The sequence below is a fragment of the Alteromonas sp. OM2203 genome, from assembly GCF_048517045.1.
Lineage (GTDB): Bacteria > Pseudomonadota > Gammaproteobacteria > Enterobacterales > Alteromonadaceae > Alteromonas > Alteromonas gracilis.
This window is the reverse complement of the sequence record NZ_CP183209.1, coordinates 2,445,280-2,465,865: the sequence shown is the minus strand read 5'-3', so window position 1 is coordinate 2,465,865 and position 20,586 is coordinate 2,445,280. Positions and strand designations below refer to the sequence as shown.

At 43.2% G+C, this 20,586-nt stretch carries 17 protein-coding genes; 8 read left to right on the top strand and 9 right to left on the bottom strand.

Features of this window, described 5'->3' with window-relative positions; translation table 11 throughout:
* The first annotated feature begins 73 nt into the window (after positions 1–73).
* Positions 74–1,147: an AI-2E family transporter gene (locus tag ACM0P2_RS11005; RefSeq protein ID WP_159119139.1), complete on the top strand. Its 1,074-nt coding sequence runs from the start codon at positions 74–76 to the stop codon at positions 1,145–1,147.
* 119 nt (positions 1,148–1,266) lie between these two features.
* Here the strand turns inward: ACM0P2_RS11005 and bcp are convergent, their stop codons facing one another.
* Positions 1,267–1,731 carry a thioredoxin-dependent thiol peroxidase gene (bcp, locus tag ACM0P2_RS11000; RefSeq protein WP_159119137.1) on the bottom strand — a complete coding sequence of 155 codons (465 nt, stop codon included), beginning with the start codon at positions 1,729–1,731 and terminating at the stop codon, positions 1,267–1,269.
* Positions 1,709–2,272, bottom strand: a complete 564-nt coding sequence (locus tag ACM0P2_RS10995) for a glycine cleavage system protein R (RefSeq protein WP_159119135.1) — start codon at positions 2,270–2,272, stop codon at positions 1,709–1,711. Before ACM0P2_RS10995 ends, bcp begins: the two co-directional genes overlap by 23 nt.
* Before the next feature lie 178 nt (positions 2,273–2,450).
* On the opposite strand from ACM0P2_RS10995, the gene dapA reads away from it, so the two are divergent.
* The 5 genes from dapA (at position 2,451) to ACM0P2_RS10970 (ending at position 9,008) form a co-directional block, all read left to right on the top strand.
* Positions 2,451–3,335 (top strand): 4-hydroxy-tetrahydrodipicolinate synthase, encoded by an 885-nt coding sequence (dapA, locus tag ACM0P2_RS10990; protein ID WP_159119133.1) that lies wholly within the window; start codon positions 2,451–2,453, stop codon positions 3,333–3,335.
* A gap of 12 nt (positions 3,336–3,347) precedes the next feature.
* Entirely contained in the window at positions 3,348–4,451 is a 1,104-nt protein-coding gene (bamC, locus tag ACM0P2_RS10985) for an outer membrane protein assembly factor BamC (protein ID WP_173358546.1), read from the top strand.
* Between the two features lie 12 nt (positions 4,452–4,463).
* Positions 4,464–5,177, top strand: a complete 714-nt coding sequence (gene purC / locus ACM0P2_RS10980; RefSeq protein WP_159119129.1) for a phosphoribosylaminoimidazolesuccinocarboxamide synthase — start codon at positions 4,464–4,466, stop codon at positions 5,175–5,177.
* A gap of 324 nt (positions 5,178–5,501) precedes the next feature.
* Positions 5,502–6,374, top strand: a complete 873-nt coding sequence (locus ACM0P2_RS10975; RefSeq protein WP_159119127.1) for a DMT family transporter — start codon at positions 5,502–5,504, stop codon at positions 6,372–6,374.
* Between the two features lie 300 nt (positions 6,375–6,674).
* Complete coding sequence (locus ACM0P2_RS10970) at positions 6,675–9,008, top strand: EAL domain-containing protein (protein WP_159119125.1); 2,334 nt, start codon at positions 6,675–6,677, stop codon at positions 9,006–9,008.
* 40 nt (positions 9,009–9,048) lie between these two features.
* On the opposite strand, the gene ACM0P2_RS10965 is transcribed toward ACM0P2_RS10970, so the two are convergent.
* Together ACM0P2_RS10965 and ACM0P2_RS10960 are read right to left on the bottom strand one after the other, a co-directional pair.
* Positions 9,049–10,146 (bottom strand): NADH:flavin oxidoreductase, encoded by a 1,098-nt coding sequence (locus ACM0P2_RS10965; protein WP_159119123.1) that lies wholly within the window; start codon positions 10,144–10,146, stop codon positions 9,049–9,051.
* 303 nt (positions 10,147–10,449) lie between these two features.
* Positions 10,450–10,764 carry a hypothetical protein gene (locus tag ACM0P2_RS10960; RefSeq protein WP_159119121.1) on the bottom strand — a complete coding sequence of 105 codons (315 nt, stop codon included), beginning with the start codon at positions 10,762–10,764 and terminating at the stop codon, positions 10,450–10,452.
* A 331-nt stretch (positions 10,765–11,095) separates the two neighbouring features.
* On the opposite strand from ACM0P2_RS10960, the gene ACM0P2_RS10955 reads away from it, so the two are divergent.
* Positions 11,096–11,338 (top strand): DUF2164 domain-containing protein, encoded by a 243-nt coding sequence (locus tag ACM0P2_RS10955; protein ID WP_120959140.1) that lies wholly within the window; start codon positions 11,096–11,098, stop codon positions 11,336–11,338.
* A gap of 76 nt (positions 11,339–11,414) precedes the next feature.
* On the opposite strand, the gene ACM0P2_RS10950 is transcribed toward ACM0P2_RS10955, so the two are convergent.
* From ACM0P2_RS10950 to ubiG, 5 genes are all read right to left on the bottom strand, one after another.
* Positions 11,415–12,152, bottom strand: coding sequence for an SDR family oxidoreductase (locus ACM0P2_RS10950; RefSeq protein ID WP_159119118.1), 738 nt, complete (start codon positions 12,150–12,152; stop codon positions 11,415–11,417).
* 261 nt (positions 12,153–12,413) lie between these two features.
* Positions 12,414–12,686: a class I ribonucleotide reductase maintenance protein YfaE gene (gene yfaE / locus ACM0P2_RS10945; RefSeq protein WP_159119116.1), complete on the bottom strand. Its 273-nt coding sequence runs from the start codon at positions 12,684–12,686 to the stop codon at positions 12,414–12,416.
* Positions 12,687–12,698: 12 nt separating this feature from the next.
* The gene (gene nrdB / locus ACM0P2_RS10940) at positions 12,699–13,829 is read right to left on the bottom strand and encodes a class Ia ribonucleoside-diphosphate reductase subunit beta (protein ID WP_159119114.1); all 1,131 of its coding nucleotides are present in this window, start codon (positions 13,827–13,829) and stop codon (positions 12,699–12,701) included.
* Positions 13,830–13,952: 123 nt separating this feature from the next.
* Positions 13,953–16,274 carry a class 1a ribonucleoside-diphosphate reductase subunit alpha gene (gene nrdA / locus ACM0P2_RS10935; RefSeq protein WP_159119112.1) on the bottom strand — a complete coding sequence of 774 codons (2,322 nt, stop codon included), beginning with the start codon at positions 16,272–16,274 and terminating at the stop codon, positions 13,953–13,955.
* A 544-nt stretch (positions 16,275–16,818) separates the two neighbouring features.
* Positions 16,819–17,523, bottom strand: coding sequence for a bifunctional 2-polyprenyl-6-hydroxyphenol methylase/3-demethylubiquinol 3-O-methyltransferase UbiG (ubiG, locus tag ACM0P2_RS10930; protein WP_159119110.1), 705 nt, complete (start codon positions 17,521–17,523; stop codon positions 16,819–16,821).
* A gap of 301 nt (positions 17,524–17,824) precedes the next feature.
* Between ubiG and gyrA the strand changes: the two genes are divergently transcribed.
* A complete protein-coding gene (gene gyrA, locus ACM0P2_RS10925) occupies positions 17,825–20,539 on the top strand; it encodes a DNA topoisomerase (ATP-hydrolyzing) subunit A (protein WP_159119108.1) in 2,715 nt (904 codons plus the stop codon).
* Positions 20,540–20,586 lie beyond the last annotated feature (47 nt).

Genomic DNA, 20,586 nt, shown 5'->3' with positions numbered 1-20,586 from the left:
TCTCCTTATTGCTAACTGCTAGTGCTATCAACTATGATGCGTGTCCTATTCTTAGTAATTTCTGGGCGTTTATATGATTAGCGTTTTTGGTCGTTGGTACCGACGCAAATTTTCCGATCCTGATGCAGCGATGCTGCTTATTCTTATTCTCTTAACTACGGCCGTCTTGCTGTTATGGGGCGGATTAATCATGCCGGTGCTGGTAGCGGCAGTGATTGCCTATTTACTAGATTGGCCGGTTTGCAGACTGGTAAATATTGGCGTGGGAAGAACCGTTGCTTGCGGGATCGTGATGTTAGGTTTTATTACCATCACCATTTTTACGCTTATCGGTTTAGTGCCCATCATATCAAAACAAAGCGTTAATCTTATCCAAGAGACTCCACTTATTTGGCAAAAGGCCCAAGAGTGGATATTAACGCTACCTGAAAAATATCCTGACTATGTGCAGGTATATCAAATACATCAAATGATGGAAGGGCTTAACGAAAAGCTTGTTGAAGTGGGCGAAACCCTTATTTCCGCATCGTTTAGTAACATTGCCAACTTTGCTGCGCTGCTTGTATACATGGTACTCGTGCCTTTAATGGTATTTTTCATGTTGAAAGATAAGCTTTTCTTCTTAGAGAGCATATCTCGTTTGCTACCAAAAGAGCGCCGGCTAATCACCCAAGTTGGTCACGAAATGAACGCGCAAATTGCTAACTATATTCGCGGTAAAGTCATTGAGATCATTATTGTCGGTGCAGTAAGTTGCGTCACGTTTGTGTTGATGGATCTGCGCTATGCAATACTACTTGGTGTGTTGGTTGGCTTTTCTGTACTTATTCCCTACATCGGCGCGGCTGTGGTAACCATCCCCGTGGCGGTGGTAGCGATGTTTCAATGGGGAATATCCCCAGAGTTTTGGTATTTAATGATAGCTTACGGCATTATTCAGGCATTAGACGGCAACCTATTGGTGCCGCTGCTTTTCTCCGAAGCAGTAAGTTTGCATCCCCTTTATATTATTGTCGCGGTATTAGTGTTCGGTGGTTTGTGGGGTTTTTGGGGCGTGTTTTTCGCTATTCCATTGGCCACGCTGGTTAAGGCTGTGATAACGGCTTGGTCGAGTAATCCAGTTGTCATACCTGAACAAGCTGGATAACGTTGTCAAAGTTGCTTCAAATGCCATGAAGATTGTGATGATGACAATGTGATGACAAATAAAAAAGCCTCGGGCGTTTTAAACGCCCGAGGCTTTTTTGAATATCGTGCCAAGTGGTCTTAGCTATTTAAGTAATCTAAAACCACGGTGTGGTGGTCTTTTGTTTTAAATTTATTAAATACGTGTTCCACAACGCCATTTTCATCAATCAAGAATGTTAGACGGTGAATGCCATCATATTCTTTGCCCATGAATTTTTTAGGGCCCCATACGCCAAACGCGTCTGCAACGGCGTGGTCTTCGTCAGAAAGCAGCGTAAAATTCAGGTTTTCTTTCTCGATAAACTTTGGGAGACGTTTAACTGCATCAGGACTAATCCCAAGAACAACCACATTTTTATCTTGGAGTTCTTGGTTTACATCTCGTAAACCCTGTGCCTGAACGGTGCATCCTGGCGTCATGGCTTTAGGGTAAAAATACACTAATACTTTTTTGCCCTTAAAATCGCTAAGGGAAACGGTTTGATCATCTTGGTTCTGCAATGAGAATTGCGGCGCAACATCACCAGCTTGTAACGTTTTCATTGGGATCCTTTTTCTGTTTGTCTACTACTTTGCCCGTCACGTTTAACGAAGCAAACAGGGCCATTAGATCAGTTTCTAAACTGTCCACGTTTTCATCGGAAGGGAGAGAGACCACGAATTTACATCGCATATTGTCCTTACCGGTTACTTTATCCTTAAAAGTGCGCTGCCGAAATGCGCTTATCATGGCGTATCGTTCTGCAAAAAAGCCAGTTACAGACTTAATAAGACCCGCAGCATCTTCACCACTAAATTCAACGTTAAAAAGATGGGCTAAGTTCTGTTTTTCATGGTGACTTGTTCGCTTCATCATCGATAGCAAATTAAGTCGCTGGAACAGAGCTGGAAGAAAACACTCCGCCTTGGTAATTGCGCTTTGTGTCCCTTCAATAATCATGGTCAAAGAGAACTCTTTGCCATATATGGCTTGTCGACTATCAAGAATATTGCACTGCGCTTCTGATACTGTCGTAGCAATTTCACTTAATATGCCCGTATTGTCTGTACCCAGAATGGTGACGATAAGTTGGTGTTTCGACATCTACTTCACTTCAATGGTAACAATGACGGGATGTTAGCACAGAGTTTTTTTAGAAGTCAGTGCATTTTTGTTGCCTTTGAATAAGATATTGTCAAATTCTTGTCATTTTACATGCGCTATTACTTGTGTTTAAGCACTGACATATTTACCATGTGCGCTCACATTTTGCGGAGAGATTATGTTTACTGGTAGTTACGTAGCACTCGTCACGCCGATGCTCGAAAACGGCGACATTGATTACAAGTCTTTAGAGAAACTTGTGAAGTTTCATGTAGAGCAGGGTACTCACGGTATAGTGTCAGTTGGTACTACTGGTGAGTCGGCAACGTTACCTTTTGATGAGCATATAAATGTAGTCAAGGAAACCGTTGCTATTGCGTCAGGTGCAATACCTGTTATCGCTGGTAGCGGTGCAAACTCTACTGCAGAAGCAATATTCCTCACGGAACAGCTTGGTTCAACAGGTATTGACGGCTTTTTAAGCGTGGTACCTTATTACAACAAGCCTCAGCAGGCCGGTATGGTTGCTCACTTCAATGCGATTGCAGACGCCAGTGATTTACCCGTTATTTTGTACAATGTGCCCGGCCGCACAGTAGCAGATATGTTGCCTGAAACCGTTGCCACATTATCTGCGCATTCGAATATTGTTGGCTTGAAAGACGCAACTGGCAGTATTGAACGTCTTAAAGCAACGCAGCCTCTTGTACCGGATAATTTTGTGTTGTTAAGCGGCGACGACGGCACCAGCTGCGAATTTATGCGTGAAGGTGGTCACGGCGTTATATCAGTGACGGCGAATATTGTACCCAAGGCCATTGCGCAAATGTGTGAAGCAGCGCTTGCTAAAGATTTTGACAAGTGTCGCGACATTGATGAAACAATCAAGTTGCTACACAGCGAACTATTTATAGAGCCAAATCCAGTAATGCCTAAGTGGGCGTTATATAAAATGGGCATGATGGAAAGTGCTGTTATGCGCTTACCAATGGTTTTACCGGAACTATCAAGCCAAAAACGTATCGAAGAACTACTAAAAAAATACGCATTGATTTCTGGTTAATAAGGAACACAGATGAAAAGAACGCTGGCTATAGCAAGTTCAGTAGCGATGGTTGCACTTGCAGGTTGTTCAAGCCAAATAGATAGAAAGACCGCGTCGGGCAGCTACGAATATTTAAAAACGAAAGAAGAGAAGTCGTTAGAAGTACCTTCTGATCTAGAAAAGCCTACATTCTCACGGGAATTCGAAGTACCTGCATTAGGCGAGAACGCTGATGCTGATTTTGTTGGGAAGTCACTGATGGTACGCTCGCCAGCTTTAGTTTTGCCCCTTGTGACTGGCTCACATGTTGAAGAAGGTAAAAGTTCAGCCACGATTTGGTTTGACCAAGTCGATGACAGTCAGCCGTTAAGCCAAGCTATTTGGAATTCGCTATTAAGCTTCTTGGATGAGCAGGGTATTGGTGTTGATAAATTCAGCCCTGAAGAAAAAGTGCTGGTTACTGACTGGATAGTGATTAAAAAAGAAATCGATGGGCCCTGGTACAGTTTCACTGATGAAGAAAGTGAAATAGGTGAGCGTTTCGAGTTTAAACTAGACGTCAAACCACATGGACGAAGTGCTGCGCTTACGGTAGATCTTAAAGATTACATGCAAACCTTGAATGGCGACGTCATTGCTGAAGTATCCTCTATGGAAGAGCGACGAGAAGAAGTCGAGGTGCTTAATCAAGTGATTGGTCATTACGAGTACCAAATTCAATTGGCTGAAACTCGACGCATTGCGCGTATACGTCAAGGTATTCAAACCGAGATGGGCTTCAATGACGACGGCGACGCCGCTTACATTGTTGAAGCGCAATATGACGTAGCGTGGCCTAGAATGTTGCTTGTGCTGCGCAAACTTGGTTTTGATGTAAAAGATTTAGATAAATCTAACGGCCTGCTCTTTGTCACCTATAATGGAGATCAAGGTAGCTGGTGGGATGGTTTATTCTCAGGCGATGATCAACTCCTTAAGAAGGGCGATTATCGTTTGAAAGTTGCAAAAGCGGGTGCAAATCGCACATCAGTGACTTTCATGAATAATGAAAGCGTGCCGTTTGAAGCAAATCAGGTTTCCGACCTTTACAGCGCCTTTGCTGAGGTCATGTCAGAAGATAATCTTGATATATAACTGAGACTGAGAATGGAAAAACGCGACGAGCTTTACCGCGGTAAAGCAAAAACTGTTTATTACACTGATGATAGCGATAAATTGATCCTTCACTTTAGAAACGACACTTCGGCGTTTGACGGTGAAAAAATTGAGCAGTTAGATCGCAAGGGTGAAGTGAATAATAAGTTTAATCACTTTATTATGACGAAGCTTGAAGAGGCTGGTATTGCAACGCAAGTTGAAGCACTGGTGTCTGATACTGAGTCTTTAGTTAAAAAGCTCGACATGATCCCCGTTGAGTGTGTGGTGAGAAACTTGTCTGCAGGTTCATTGGTTCGCCGACTAGGTGTTGAGGAAGGCAAAGAACTGAATCCACCTATTTTCGAGTTTTTCCTTAAAAACGATGCGCTGCACGACCCTATGGTTAATGATTACCATATTTTATCGTTTGGCTGGGCCACAGAGTCTCAAATTGCTGAGATGAAAGCATTAACGTTCAAAGTGAACAGCGTGCTAAAAGCGCTGTTTGATGAAGCGGGTATGTTACTTGTGGACTACAAACTAGAGTTTGGCGTTGATAAAGATGGCAACATCGTTTTAGGTGATGAATTTACGCCAGATGGTTGTCGACTGTGGGATAAAGATACCCGTAAGAAGATGGACAAAGACAGATTCAGACAAGGCTTAGGGTCTGTTGTTGAGACCTACATAGAAGTGGCAGAACGTTTAGGCTTATCGCTATAACTGGAACCACTTCTTCAGTTAATTTTCAAAAAGAGGACCAAAAGGTCCTCTTTTTTATTCCGGATTTGCGAATAAGTTATACCCGTCCGCATAGGTCATTACGCACTCAGCGAGAGTTAAAATGTTCGTAATCGCTGCGTGTTACCGCAGGTACAATGGTTCTATATCGTGGTGGCACAACAAAGAGTACGGACATAACGATTTAGCATCTCCCTAGTAATTTGAAGGCACACAGACGTGACGTTAAACAACCTGCTTCCATCGCTATATCTAAATAAGCTATTGTAGATAAAGAAAAATGAGAGCGTATTAAGGAATGAATCTGTGTTTAAGACTTTTTCATTAGTAACTTTGGCTATGGTTGCATTTGCGGCCAATTCACTGTTGTGTCGAATGGCACTTGCCAATACGTCGATAGACCCTGCCAGCTTTACTATATTGCGTTTAATGAGCGGTGCCATAGCTTTAGTCGTTCTCTCGTTAATATCACAAAGCCGAAAGAGCAACGTTGAGACACCAATAAAATTTTGGCATGACCTAAACAGCAATGCTAGTGTGCTTGGTGGTGTCTCCCTGTTTGTTTATGCAATATGTTTCTCATACGCATATATTTCTATGTCAACCGGCACTGGGGCCTTGTTACTGTTCGGTGCTGTCCAGCTAACGATGATATCAGTGGGCCTGTTCAAGGGAGAACGATTTGAGAAGCTGCAGTGGCTTGGTTTTGTGTTAGCGTTTGCGGGGTTGATCATCCTACTTCTTCCGGGAGCTTCGGCGCCATCTTTAATGTCAGGTATTATAATGACGACCGCAGGTGTTGCGTGGGGAGTATATTCTCTGTTAGGTAAAAGAAGTGCGTCTGCACTAATGTCTACGTCGGGCAACTTTATTTATGCTGCTTTGTTTTGTATTCCTATACTGGTTGTTTCGTACCTAAATTTGGGTGGGTTTACGCAAGATAAAGTCGGAATTTATTATGCGCTTACTTCGGGCATTTTTGCATCAGGGTGCGGCTATGCAATTTGGTATAGCGCTTTGCCGCTCGTTAAATCGACAACCGCGGCCACGGTGCAGTTGAGTGTTCCCGTACTCGCTTCGATTATGGGATGGATAGTCTTAGGCGAGGCGTTGACAATGCAAATATTGATCGCTTCTATCATTACGCTAGGCGGCATTTCGCTCGTAATTAGAAAATAGTGATAACACGTCTCGCTATCATTAGGCGTTTAACATTTCCTTTTTCTGGTTGTATATTAAAAAGCCATTATACTAATGGGCAATACTTGAAGCGTTTTTGAGTGATACTCTAGTGAATACGATTTTTCTTAATCAACGTGAAAAATTTAATTGTTCAAATTCTGATATATAAGTACTTTTCTGTTCCGGCGTTTAAGAGTATCGAATAGAGAATACTCTCCGACATGAACATAGGATAATACCCATGGGTATAAACGCTAAACATTGACGGCGGGCGTTCCCTTTGCGAAGGAGTAAGTTTTGCAATTACCCCCACCCATTTTAAACGATGATGAAAGAGTTAAAGCGGTAGAACGACTGGGGTTACTCGACACCCTGCCGGAAGAACGCTTTGATCGATTAACCCGATTAGCGTCAAGCATCTTTGGATGTCATTTCGCGACAATTACCTTTATTGACGCCGAAAGGCAGTGGATTAAGTCTTCAGTTAATCTTGACTTGGGTGAAAGCGCCCGTGAACTTTCATTTTGCGCTCACACTATCGCACAAAATGAAGTGCTGGTCGTTACTGATACCTGCAATGACAAACGTTTTAGAAATCACCCTTACGTAACTGGCTGCCCACATATTCGTTTTTATGCTGGGGTCCAACTCATGGCAGAAGGCCAACCCGTTGGAGCATTGTGTGTTTTTGATACCGAAGCAAAACAGTTTGATGAAACAAGCATTGAACAATTAGGCAATTTAGGCAAACTCGTCGAATCAGAGCTTCAGCGGCAACAGGTTACTGAATTGTCTAATCAGTTGGAAGAGTATCAGCGTCGTCTTGCTCGCACGCAAAAAATAACGCGTGTAAGAAGTGCCATACTCGAAAAAGTAGTTAATGCAGTGTCTTTACAAGTTGTGCTCAACGACATTGTGTATGCCATTGAAACTGAATTTTCAGAACAGATATGCAGTATATTATTGTTAGAGGATGGCAAGCTTAAAAAAGGGGCTGCGCCGTCACTGCCTGATTTTTATAACGAAGCTATTAATGGCGTTGAGATAGGTGTTGGTGTTGGTTCCTGTGGAAATGCCGCAGCAACCAACACACTGACTATTGTAGAAGATATCAGCACGCATCCCTTTTGGGCTGCATGGAAGGGTCTGGCAGAAAAAGCTGGTGTAGGCTCATGTTGGTCACAACCCATTCAAGACTCTAAAGGTCAAGTTATCGGAACGTTCGCTATCTATCATAAAGAAAAAGCCGTTCCGTCGTCCGAAGAGATCATTTTAATTGGGCAGTTTGCACATATCGCAAGTATTGCTGTGGAAAGAGAGTTGGCCAAAGCGCTTATCTGGAAGCAGGCTAATTTCGATGTGTTAACTGGCCTACCTAATCGTAATTTAATGCTAGATCACCTGCAACTTGCCATGGTTTCGGCTGACCGTGATGAAGAGAAAGTCGCAGTAATTTTTCTAGATTTGGACAACTTTAAAGATATTAATGACGCACTTGGTCACGATCTTGGTGATAAATTACTGGTCGAGTGCGCAGAACGTATAAAAAAGGCGTTGCGAGCAAAAGATACTGTATCTCGGCTAGGTGGCGATGAGTTCATTATTATACTCAACGGTATTTCTGGATTGAGCTCCGTCGAAGCTGTCGTTCAAAAGATACTGGATGCTATTGCCAAACCATATATGTTGGACCTTCAAAGAGTTCACTCTAGCGCAAGTTTAGGAATTACTATCTATCCTGATGATGGTCGTGATGTAACTAACCTATTGAAGAATGCTGATCAGGCAATGTATGGCGCCAAGGGTAAAGGAAAAAATAGTTATCAGTATTACACTCATGAAATGCAGACGGCGGCTATTAAAAGGATCACCTTACTCAATGACCTGCGTTACGCCGTAAAGAACAAGGAGTTGTTTATTGAGTATCAACCTATCTGTAACTTTGACAGTAAAAAGGTTGTGAAAGCTGAGGCATTGCTAAGATGGCAGCATCCAGAAAAAGGCAGGATCCCGCCAGACGAATTCATTCCACTTGCCGAAGAGTCGGGACTTATTATTGAAATTAGTAATTGGGTTTTCGATGAAGTGTGCAGGAATATCAAGCATTGGAAGTCGCGCTTTTGTAGCGAACTACAAATAAGTATTAATACATCACCGAGCCAATATTTTAACGCAGAGTCGAATATCACTGAGTGGCTGAATTTACTGTTGGATAGAGGCATATCAGCGCGCTCCATTCTTTTAGAGGTTACGGAAAACTTGCTAATGGAAGCGAATGATATGGTGTCTAAAAAGCTGTTTGAATTTAGGCAGGCTGGTGTCGATATCGCACTTGATGACTTTGGTACAGGCTTCTCGTCTATTTCCTATCTTAAGAAATTCCCTACCGATTACATCAAAATAGACAAAAGCTTTGTAAAGTCTATGACGGACGTGAGCAACGATAAAGTACTGTGCGAGGCCATCATCGTGCTAGCTAAAAAGCTTGGAATTAGTGTGGTTGCAGAAGGTGTGGAAACACAGGAGCAGTATGACATCTTAAAGCGTATGGGGTGTGATTACGCGCAAGGTTATCTGATTGCTCGACCACTATCCGAGGCGGATTTCGAGTCTTTTCTTATAGCACATTAGCGCAACAGGCGTTGCGCTAGTCATAAACTTGCCAGAGCGTTTAAGAGAGCGTTGCAAGCGATTGACCCGAATATGTTTCAAGCGCTTCTGTTCGGTTTTCTTTTATCTTATTCGCCCAATTAGGGTCTTGAAGCAGCGCTCTACCCACAGCAACTAAATCAAATTCCTCAGCGTTTAGACGTTCAAGCAGATCGTCAACGGAACGAGTATCTGAGCCTTGACCTTTGAAGGCACCGAAGAAATCATCATTCAGTCCCACCGATCCAACGGTTATCGTAGGTTTTCCAGTTAGCTTTTTCGTCCAACCCGCAAGATTTAACTCGCTACCTTCAAATTCATTTTCCCAATAGCGTCGCTGAGAACAATGGAATATATCGACGCCAGCCTCACTCAATGGAGTCAAAAATTTTTCTAATTCTTGGGGTGATTGTGCTAGACGCGCGGTGTAGTCTTGTTGTTTCCATTGTGAATAACGAAGTACGATAGGGAAGTCGGGCGAAGTTGCGCTTCGAATAGCTTTGATAATCTCAACAGCAAAACGGCCACGGTTTTCCATGCTGCCACCCCAACTGTCAGTGCGTTGGTTCGTGCCTTCCCAGAAAAATTGGTCAACAAGATAACCATGAGCACCGTGTATTTCTATTCCGTCCATGCCAATGGCTTTTGCGTCGGAAGCAGCCTGAGCGAATGCTGCAATTACAGATTCAATATGCTCAACAGTCATAGGCTCGGCGCCTTGCTTACCTGGCTTGAAGAGACCAGAAGGCCCTGCACTTGGAAGTTCAGGGTAGGGCGCTTTTTCTGCAACACGAGCCATACCAACATGCCACAATTGAGGCATTATTTTTCCACCCGCGCTATGCACTTCATCAACTACATGTTTCCAACCTGTCAGCGCTTCTTCTCCATGAAATTGAGGGATGTTTTTATCCATCGTTGCGACTTTATCGTTAACCGTTGTTCCTTCAGTAATAATAAGGCCTGTTCCACCTTGTGCCCGACGTTTGTAGTACGCTGCAACGTCAGCCGTTGGAATGCCGTTGGGAGAAAATTGACGCGTCATCGGCGCCATTACAATACGATTAGTTAGTGAAAGATTACCTTGTGAATAAGGTTTAAACAGTGCGTTAGCTGCCATTATCTATTCCTGATTATTATTTCGTTTTTAAGATTTTATAAAGTCCCATAGGGGCTTTTAGGTCTTAGCATTGACAACATTGGTTTGACGGTGAAAGCATTTTATTTGTAGCAGACTTATTGCTTCATCGCATGTTGTGCTCAAAGTATTAAAGCAAATTCGAGAAACTAAAAAGAGCTTTGATAGCAGTCGATATTACTTGGGAGGAGGGCTAAGTCAATTTTCTAATGTTGATAGTAAATAATAAGTAAAAATGAACTATCGGGCGCACGATGCGGCGCCCTTGCTAAAACATCATCAATGTTAATCTAAGATTTCAACTATTTCTCTTGTGGCTTGAATAAGTCTTACCACTTTGTTTTCAATACGAACGGTAATTAAGCCGTCGTTATCTAATGGCACAACAACGCGAGCATGGCCGTAAATATCACGGTCTAGACGTTTGCCAACATCTAACTTTTTTTCCCAACCTGGGGGGAGTTCTCCTGTCCGCTCATATTTTTTTTCTATACCTGGTGGTAGTGAGTTACCCTCATGCGGGTTGGTTGGATTAGCGGTAGCGGGTAAGCTATTTAACGATATAGCGGCTGCAATACCTAGAATGGGTAAAATTTTCATTGTTCACCTCTCAAGTTACTTAAAAGCCCTGCATCTTCAACTTAGTCAATCATGTTACTCATGGATCCTAGAGCAGCGACGCTTTCGGTTCGAGCGCATTTAGGCCCGGTATTTAAAACAATTTTTAATTAATGTTGAAAATTAAAAATACTGATGTGGAAGAAGTAATGCGAAACCTGTACCAAAACGAAATTTTTGGCCTAAAGATCTAAAGTTATAATGATTGTCATGTTAACGTTGACATTGCTTGGGTCGCATATGTTTACCGAACGCCAAGCTTTGAGTAATAGCAAAGGACGGTCAAGTTTAGAAATAATGTCGAGGAGTGATTATGAGTGATATTGAGTTTACGCGAGAGGAAAAAGAAGCATTAGTCGCCAAGTTGCAACGATATTTTGATAGTGAATTGGGGGTGGATCTCGGTCAATTTGATGGCGAATTTCTTCTTGATTTCATTGGTAAAGAAATAGGTGCATCGTTTTACAACAAAGGGGTCTTTGATGCGAGAGCCGTTGTAGCTACTCGTCTACAGATGATTGATGAAGAATTGTATGCGATTGAAAAGGTACAGTAGTAAAGAAGAACAAAGCCTGCCTAGAGCAGACCTTGCTATCAATGATTGACTAGTGCTAGTCATAAAAAAGTCAGAACTATAGCTCCTGATTCGTAGGCCTGATAATCATTTCGTTTATATCAACATCACCAGGTTGTTCAATTGCAAAGGTCACCGCGCGGGCAATAGCATCTGCATCTATGGCATCGTCATACATATCGTCCGCCATTTGCTTGGAATCTTTGTGAGAGATATGGTCAGTCAGTTCAGTAGCGACGGCGCCTGGCGAGATATTCGTTGAGCGAATCTGGCCGTTAGATTCTTTTCTAATACCTTCACTAATCGCTTTTACTGCAAACTTCGTAGCACAATAAACAGTAGCACCGGGAAACACCACATGGCCCGCAACCGATGATAGGTTGATGATGTGGCCACTTTTTTGTTCACGCATTGGTTTTAGCACTGCAGCAACGCCGTACATAACGCCTTTGATGTTTACGTCTATCATTTGCTCCCATTCTTCCACTTTCAATTCATCCAGTGGTGCAAGAGGCATGAGACCTGCGTTATTCACTAAGACATCAATTCGTCCGTAAGCTTCAATTGCTGCATCTGCGAGTGCTTGTACCTCTTCCTTTTTCGTGACATCTACGGTCTTGTAAGTTGCTACGCCACCAGATGACTCAATATCGTCAACGAGTTTTCTAAGACGCTCCTCACGACGGGCACCAAGGACCAATTTGGCGCCTTTGCCTGCAAGCATTTTCGCAGTAGCCTCTCCAAGCCCGCTGCTCGCGCCAGTAATAATGACAACTTTTCCAGATACTTCACTCATAACATTTTCCTTACGTTTGATTAGTGACAGTTCCTACGTACAGATGTTGAAGTGGATTACTTTCATTAGAAATTGATAGCGGGAAAGTGGGAGCGCTACTGCTTAAGTAAAAGGGAAGAAGACCAGTAAAAAGAGACATTTAAAGCTGGAGTCGCTAATTCATAATCGTTGTGCGCGATAACGGTAAATAAAGCTGCTTTAGAGAACGCCAAAAAGCGAGATGCTCTTTGTTTACGAAATTAGGGCCCAGAGATTAGAGACCTAGAGAGGAACTTTAATGGTTAAAGGGCATTTGGCAACGCAGCAGCAGGGAAGAATTTCGTCGTCATCGATGAAAGCAAGGGGGTCGGTAGTATACTCAACTTCGCCTTCTATAAGCTTACTTCGGCACGCACCACAAAACCCTTCACGACAGTGATAGTGAATATGAACGTCCGCTGCCTCAAGGGCGCTTAGAATGGTTTTATCAGAAGGGGCATGAATCGCGCCCACATCGACCACGTCGATGCGGACGAATTTTTCATTACTACTCATCAAGCTGTAATTTTACAGCTCAAAATCGGCAAAGTCGTCTTCGCTTACCGCTGAGTCAATCTGACCAACAAGGTAAGAGCTAATTTCAGATTCTTGAGGAGCAACTTGAACGTTGTCTGAATTCAGGTAGTTATTCATCCAAGGTAGCGGATTACTGCTGATATCAAACGGCGCATCTAGGCCTATAGCAGACATGCGCTGGTTTGCGATGTATTCAACATACTGGCAAAGGATCTCTTTGTTAAGTCCAATCATTGAACCGTTCTGAAACAGGTAATCTGCCCATTGCTTCTCTTGCTCAACGGCATTCATGAAAATAGCACGAGCTTCGTCTTTACACTCTTCTGCAATTTGTGCCATTTCTGGGTCGTCTTTACTCTTAGCCCAAAGATTAAGAATATGCTGTGTTGATGAGAGATGAAGGTTTTCATCACGGGCTATCAAACGAATGATCTTTGAATTACCTTCCATCAACTTACGTTCAGCAAATGCAAAGGTACAAGCAAAGGACACATAGAAACGGATAGCCTCAAGTGCGTTTACCGAGTTCATACATAGAAACAGCTTCTTTTTGAGCTCGTACATGTTAACCGTGTAGGCAGTACCGTTAACGGTATGAATGCCTTCACCCTGCGTTTGCCATAGCTGAGTGGCAAAAATGAGGTCGTCGTAGTACTTAGAGATATCAGCAGCGCGGCGCTTAATTTCGTCATTCACTACGATATCTTCAAAAATTTCACTCGGGTCTGAAAACAAGTTCCGAAGAATATGCGTGTATGAACGAGAGTGGATCGTTTCAAAGAAAGACCATGTTTCAACCCAGGTTTCTAGCTCAGGTAGCGAGATAATGGGCAAAAATGCAATGTTTGGACTGCGGCCTTGTACCGAATCCAGAAGAGTCTGATACTTAAGGTTTGATATAAAGATATGTTTTTCTGGATCGGTTAATTTCTGAAAATCAACGCGGTCACGAGAAACATCAACTTCTTCAGGACGCCAAAAAAAGCTAATTTGTTTCTCAATAAGCTTTTCGAAAATGGCATGTTTTTGTTGATCGTAACGTGCAACGTTTACGGGGTTGCCGAAAAACATCGGTTCGATCAATGGATTAGTACTTTGCTGATTAAACGTAGTGTATTTCATGATAGCCTAACTAAAAACTTAATGATTAACGCGTATTATTGTTTGTGTTCTTGCTGCGAAACGTTAAGGGCAAGTGCGGTAATATCCTTTTATACACTTGCCACTTAAACAGGTGAGCGCGTATTAAATTTTACACGCGCCGCCTGCACAATCATCATCTTCCTCTACAACCACCTCTTCTTGGCGTGGCATAGGCTCGCTTGCTTTTGCGTCTAGCGCTGAGGTGTCTGATGCACCATCGCGAGTATTGTGATAATAAAGTGTCTTAACACCAAGCTTGTAAGTGGTAAGAAGGTCTTTGAGCAGAAGCTTCATTGGTACCTTATTACCTTCATAACGGCTTGGGTCATAGTTTGTATTTGCTGAGATAGTTTGGTCAATAAACTTCTGCATGATACCAACAAGTTGTAGGTAACCATCGTTCGAAGGAATATCCCAAAGTAGCTCATATTGATCTCTTAAAGTTTCGTACTCAGGTACTACTTGCTTAAGCACACCATCTTTACTCGACTTGATACTGATGAATCCACGTGGTGGCTCAATACCGTTCGTCGCGTTAGAAATCTGTGAAGATGTCTCTGATGGCATCAATGCTGACAGCGTAGAATTACGCAAGCCGTGAGTTTTAATTTCTTCACGAAGCGCATCCCAGTCGTAATGAAGCGGTTCATTACACACACTATCAAGATCTTTCTTGTAGCTGTCGATTGGCAAAATACCTTGCGAATACGTTGTCTCATTAAACTTAGGACACGCACCTCTCTCTTTCGCAAGATTGTTCGACGCTTTTAATAAGTAGTACTGCATTGCTTCAAATGTACGGTGAACCAGACCATTCGCACTGTGATCTGAATATTTAACGCCGTTTTTAGCAAGGTAGTAAGCAAAGTTGATAACACCGACACCTAATGTGCGACGCCCCATAGTAGCATTGTATGCCGCCGGAACAGGATAGTCTTGATAGTCGAGAAGGTTATCAAGTGCACGTACAGCAAGATCGGCAAGTTCTTCGAACTCATCTAGTGACTTAATTGCGCCAAGGTTGAATGCAGATAGCGTACACAATGCAATTTCGCCGTTTTCATCATTAACGTGCTGCAACGGCTTAGTAGGAAGCGCAATTTCAAGACAAAGGTTGCTTTGACGTACTGGCGCCACTTCTGGGTTGAATGGGCTATGCGTATTACAGTGGTCAACGTTTTGAAGATAAATACGACCTGTGCTGGCACGCTCTTGCATGAACAGGCTGAACAGTTCCATAGCTTTAATTTGCTTCTTACGGATGCTATCGTCGTTTTCATATTTAACGTAAAGCTCTTCGAATTTCTGTTGGTCGGCAAAGAATGCATCATAAAGACCAGGTACATCAGACGGGCTAAACAATGAAATGTAGCCGTCTTTCATCATACGTTGGTACATCAGTTTATTGAACTGAACGCCATAGTCTAAGTGACGTACACGGTTTTCTTCTACACCACGGTTGTTTTTAAGAACCAATAAAGATTCGACTTCCATATGCCAAATCGGGTAGAAGAGTGTTGCTGCACCACCACGAACACCGCCTTGTGAACAGCTTTTAACGGCAGTCTGGAAGTATTTGTAAAACGGGATACAGCCAGTATGGAATGCTTCACCACCGCGGATAGGGCTACCAAGTGCACGAATGCGACCTGCATTTACGCCGATACCAGCACGCTGGCTTACGTATTTAACAATAGCGCTTGCCGTTGCGTTAATTGAGTCTAGGCTATCGCCCGTCTCGATAAGTACGCATGAACTAAACTGACGTGTTGGCGTGCGCACACCGGCCATGATAGGCGTAGGTAGAGACAGTTTGAACGTTGAAGCAGCATCATAGAAGCGACGGATATAATCCATACGCGTGTTTTTGTCATAATTTGCGAAAAGGCATGCCGCCACTAAGATATACAAAAACTGTGCGCTTTCGTAAATTTCGCCAGTAACACGGTTTTGTACTAAGTACTTACCTTCAAGCTGCTTTACCGCCGCATAGCTAAAGTTCATATCGCGCCAATGGTCGATGTACGAATCCATTTCTGCAAATTCTTCAGCCGTGTAGTCTTCAAGCAAGTGCTTGTCGTACTTGCCCATGTCTACCATTTTACCTACATGCGTAAGCAGCGAAGGTGGTTCAAACTGGCCATATGCCTTTTTGCGAAGATGAAAAATGGCTAGGCGCGCAGCGAGGTATTGATAATCCGGCGCGTCAGTTGAGATCAGGTCCGCCGCTGATTTGATCAGGGTTTCGTGGATCTCACTTGTGTTTATGCCGTCATAAAACTGGATCTGTGCTTTTATTTCAACTTGTGAAACTGAAACGTTATTGAGGCCTTTGGCTGCCCAAGTAACGACTTTATGAATTTTTTCTAAGTCGATGGTTTCTTTTTCACCGTTGCGTTTGGTAACAAATAAGTTGTTGTTCATGTTACTGGCCGTTTTTCTGTTAGCGCTTGATGCGGGGCTATGTGTTGCCCATTTTAATTTTAATTATTGTATGAATTACTGCTATTTACATTGACTCACGCCAAATAACAGCCCACACAAAAGCGGCCTAGACCAAAACCTCTAAAGTTTGAAGTAAAGACTGCTTGTTAAATTCGTTTACTGCTTTTTTCCAGCGAGCTTGTTGTCGCAACAGTCAGATGAGTTCGTTCACCTACTTGTAAAGCTGCGATCTGGCGATCCCAAAAATGGGCTGGGATCGCTTGCTGAATCAAACACAAGATAGTGAGGTTTTAACCGTAATGCAACCCAATATCTGGTGGTATTTCAAGCACTCAAACTGGCATGGAATTTATGTTAGTAACAACTAACTTTTTAGGGTTCTCCAAGCATTAAATAACGGGATTGCAAGCATTTTAATTAGATTCTTTAACGTAAAAATTAATTTATTCTTAAGATTCAATTTTTATAAAAACACGATATATGGTGTTTAAAATATCGACGCAACCCAAGATATAGTGTTAATTTAATTTTGCGCCACTGTATAAAGTAAGTAGTTTACGTCTACATTATTAGACGAAAGATAAAAACCTTGAGAGATAGGGTCCATGTGAAGCCCTGTCATGTCACGGGGGAGTAAACCTGCTTGATCGGTCATCGCCATGAGCTCTGAAGGTTTTATAAACTTACTGTGATCGTGCGTACCTTTTGGCACGAGTTTAAGAACATACTCAGCGCCAACGATACCCATCAGATAGGATTTTATATTTCTGTTTAACGTCGAGAAAAAAACATGGCCACCAGGTTTGACTAACTTTGCGCAGGCCATAACGACAGATGCGGGGTCAGGCACGTGTTCTAGCATTTCCATACAAGTTACGACATCGAACGCGCCAGCATTATCTTGAGCAAAGTCTTCAGCCGTTGAACAAACGTAGTCTACTTTTACTCCAGACTCCAAGCCATGTAATTTAGCAACTTCTAATGACGCTTCTGCCATATCTAAACCGGTGACAGTTGCGCCAGCACGCGCCATAGATTCGGCTAAAATACCGCCTCCACAGCCAATATCGATAACTTTTTTGTCAAAGAGTCCTTCACTGTGCTGGTTAATGAAATCTAAGCGCAGGGGGTTAATCAAGTGGAGAGGTTTAAATTCACCTTCAGGATCCCACCAGCGAGAGGCGAGTTCAGAAAATTTATTGATTTCTTGTTGATCTACATTCGTCATGAGTAAAACGATCCTTAAACTATCTCTTTTTAAGATATCGCAAATCAGGCGCGTGTTTCACTGTTTTTAAATAGATTTAGTGTTTTTATATCAATGGGTGAGTGAAAAATAATCGCTTGTCTTTTTGTTGCCCAATAAGCGTAATTAACCGCTACATAAATCTGTCATCAAGTGGTACACTCAAGCAACGATTATGACCCACATAATAACAAGAGTGCGCGCCCAGTCTTGCTTTCACAATGATGTGATGCAAGGCGCTGGATAACGCAGAACAAACCAAAATAAAGGGATTAAGCAGTTTATGTCTGATAACGCTAAAGAAATCCTCCCCGTTAATATTGAGGAAGAGTTAAAGAACTCATACCTTGATTACGCGATGAGCGTTATTGTCGGGCGAGCCTTGCCTGATGTAAGAGATGGCTTGAAGCCAGTGCACCGTCGCGTGCTGTTCGCAATGAACGAACTGAAAAATGACTTTAACAAGCCATACAAAAAATCTGCCCGTGTGGTAGGTGACGTAATAGGTAAATATCACCCTCATGGTGATTCCGCAGTTTACGATACCATTGTTCGTATGGCGCAGCCTTTCTCTCTCCGTTATATGTTGGTAGACGGGCAGGGTAACTTTGGCTCGGTTGACGGCGACTCAGCCGCTGCCATGCGTTATACAGAGGTTCGTATGGCAAAAATTGCCCACGAACTTCTTGCTGATTTGGATAAAGAAACCGTAGATTTTGTACCCAACTATGACGGTACAGAATTTATTCCTGAAGTATTGCCTACAAAAGTACCTAACCTCCTTATAAACGGTTCTTCGGGTATCGCGGTAGGCATGGCGACGAATATTCCGCCGCATAACCTTACTGAAGTTGTTAACGGCTGTATTGCATTGATCCAAGACCCATCAATTACGATTGATGATCTAATGACTTACATACCGGGTCCTGACTTCCCAACGGCGGCGATGATCAGTGGTCGTAAAGGTATTGAAGATGCCTACCGTACCGGTCGTGGCAAAATATATCTTCGCGCTAAAGCAGACATTGAAACTGACGCTAACGGCAAAGAAACCATTATCGTTAACGAAATACCTTATCAGGTGAACAAAGCACGTCTTATTGAGAAGATTGCCGAGCTTGTAAAGGAAAAACGTATCGAAGGCGTATCAGCACTGCGCGATGAGTCTGATAAAGACGGTATGCGTATTGTTGTTGAAGTTAAACGCAACGAATCTGCAGAAGTGCTGCTCAACCATTTATATGCCAACACCCAGCTTCAAACGGTCTTTGGTATTAACATGGTTGCGCTGGACAATGGTCAGCCTAAGGTATTCAACCTAAAAGAAACCTTAGAGTGTTTTATCCTTCACCGCCGTGAAGTGGTAACACGCCGTACTGTCTTTGAATTACGCAAAGCCCGTGACCGTGCTCACATCCTTGAAGGTTTAGCTATCGCTCTTGCCAACATCGACCCTATTATTGAGTTGATTAAAGCGTCGCAAAGCCCTGCAGATGCGAAGAAATCGCTTGTTGCACAAGGTTGGGACCTAGGTGACGTGGCCCAAATGCTAGAACGCGCTGGTGATGATGCTGCTCGTCCAGATTGGCTAATGCCGGAATTTGGTATTCGTGATGACAAATATTATCTGACTGAACAGCAGGCCCAAGCGATCCTTGACCTGCGTCTTCACAAGTTAACAGGTCTAGAGCATGAGAAGATCCTCGAAGAATACAAACAGCTTCTAGAGCTTATCGCTGAACTACTTCACATTTTAAATAGCCCTGAGCGTTTGATGGAAGTCATTCAAGAAGAACTTGAAAAGATCCGTGACGAGTTCGGCGACGAGCGTCGTACCGAAATTACCGCTGCAAGCCACGATATTGATATTGAAGATTTAATCGAGCAGGAAGATGTTGTTGTGACCCTTTCTCGCGAGGGGTATGTGAAGTATCAAAAGCTCACGGATTACGAAGCACAGCGTCGAGGCGGTCGTGGTAAGTCTGCCACTAAGATGAAAGATGAAGACATCATCGAGAAATTGTTAGTGGCTAACACTCACGATCACATTTTGTGCTTCTCTACACGGGGACGCTTATATTGGTTGAAGGTTTATCAACTGCCGTTTGCTAGTCGTAACGCACGTGGACGCCCAATTGTAAACATTCTTCCTTTAGAAGATAACGAGCGAATTACCGCCATTCTTCCAATTAAAGAATTTGAAGAAGGCAAGTTTGTATTGATGGCAACGGCAAACGGCACAGTTAAAAAGACTGACCTAAGCCTATATTCTCGCCCTCGCTCAAGCGGTATTATCGCAGTAAATCTGAATGACGGCGACGAGTTGATTGGTGTTGATATCACCCATGGTGATGACGATATCATGCTGTTCTCTGATGCGGGTAAAGTAGTTCGCTTCAACGAAAAGCTTCGCGATAGCGAAACAGGTGAAGTCAAGCGCGACCCAGAAACAGGTGAAGAGCTGTTAGCGCTTCGTCCTATGGGACGAACTGCAACAGGTGTTCGCGGTATTCGTCTACAAGATGGTCAAAAAGTGGTTTCACTTATTGTACCTAAGGGCGACGGACCCATCCTGACAGCGACAGAAAATGGCTTCGGTAAACGTACGCCGTTAGAAGATTACCCAGCGAAGAGCCGCGCGACGCAAGGTGTTGTGTCGATTAAGGTATCTGAGCGTAACGGGAAAGTTGTAGGTGCGGTACAGGTTGACGAAAGCAATGAAATAATGCTTATTAGTGACCAAGGCACGCTGGTACGAACCCGTGTTGGTGAAGTGTCGGTAGTAGGCCGTAACACACAAGGCGTTCGCTTAATACGTACAGTTGAAGGCGAGCACGTTGTTGGTTTGCAACGAATTGAAGAAGTTGCCGAGTTACAAGAATTAGATGAAGACGGTAACCCAATAATTCTTGATGACGCGCCAGAACAAGCAGAAACTGCTGTTCAAGAGCAAGATAACACCGCACAAGACGGTGAAGGCTCAACGACAGAAGAGTAGGGGTAACGCGCGAGCAACGTGCCTTGCGCATTATCAGTGTTCTTTTA

What these genes read in the sequence shown, in the direction of transcription:
- ACM0P2_RS11005 (WP_159119139.1), top strand. Translation starts at nt 74, where the DNA reads ATGATTAGCGTTTTTGGTCGTTGGTACCGACGCAAATTTTCCGATCCT.
- bcp (WP_159119137.1), bottom strand. Translation starts at nt 1,731, where the DNA reads ATGAAAACGTTACAAGCTGGTGATGTTGCGCCGCAATTCTCATTGCAG.
- ACM0P2_RS10995 (WP_159119135.1), bottom strand. Translation starts at nt 2,272, where the DNA reads ATGTCGAAACACCAACTTATCGTCACCATTCTGGGTACAGACAATACG.
- dapA (WP_159119133.1), top strand. Translation starts at nt 2,451, where the DNA reads ATGTTTACTGGTAGTTACGTAGCACTCGTCACGCCGATGCTCGAAAAC.
- bamC (WP_173358546.1), top strand. Translation starts at nt 3,348, where the DNA reads ATGAAAAGAACGCTGGCTATAGCAAGTTCAGTAGCGATGGTTGCACTT.
- purC (WP_159119129.1), top strand. Translation starts at nt 4,464, where the DNA reads ATGGAAAAACGCGACGAGCTTTACCGCGGTAAAGCAAAAACTGTTTAT.
- ACM0P2_RS10965 (WP_159119123.1), bottom strand. Translation starts at nt 10,146, where the DNA reads ATGGCAGCTAACGCACTGTTTAAACCTTATTCACAAGGTAATCTTTCA.
- ACM0P2_RS10960 (WP_159119121.1), bottom strand. Translation starts at nt 10,764, where the DNA reads ATGAAAATTTTACCCATTCTAGGTATTGCAGCCGCTATATCGTTAAAT.
- ACM0P2_RS10955 (WP_120959140.1), top strand. Translation starts at nt 11,096, where the DNA reads ATGAGTGATATTGAGTTTACGCGAGAGGAAAAAGAAGCATTAGTCGCC.
- ACM0P2_RS10950 (WP_159119118.1), bottom strand. Translation starts at nt 12,152, where the DNA reads ATGAGTGAAGTATCTGGAAAAGTTGTCATTATTACTGGCGCGAGCAGC.
- yfaE (WP_159119116.1), bottom strand. Translation starts at nt 12,686, where the DNA reads ATGAGTAGTAATGAAAAATTCGTCCGCATCGACGTGGTCGATGTGGGC.
- nrdB (WP_159119114.1), bottom strand. Translation starts at nt 13,829, where the DNA reads ATGAAATACACTACGTTTAATCAGCAAAGTACTAATCCATTGATCGAA.
- nrdA (WP_159119112.1), bottom strand. Translation starts at nt 16,274, where the DNA reads ATGAACAACAACTTATTTGTTACCAAACGCAACGGTGAAAAAGAAACC.
- ubiG (WP_159119110.1), bottom strand. Translation starts at nt 17,523, where the DNA reads ATGACGAATGTAGATCAACAAGAAATCAATAAATTTTCTGAACTCGCC.
- gyrA (WP_159119108.1), top strand. Translation starts at nt 17,825, where the DNA reads ATGTCTGATAACGCTAAAGAAATCCTCCCCGTTAATATTGAGGAAGAG.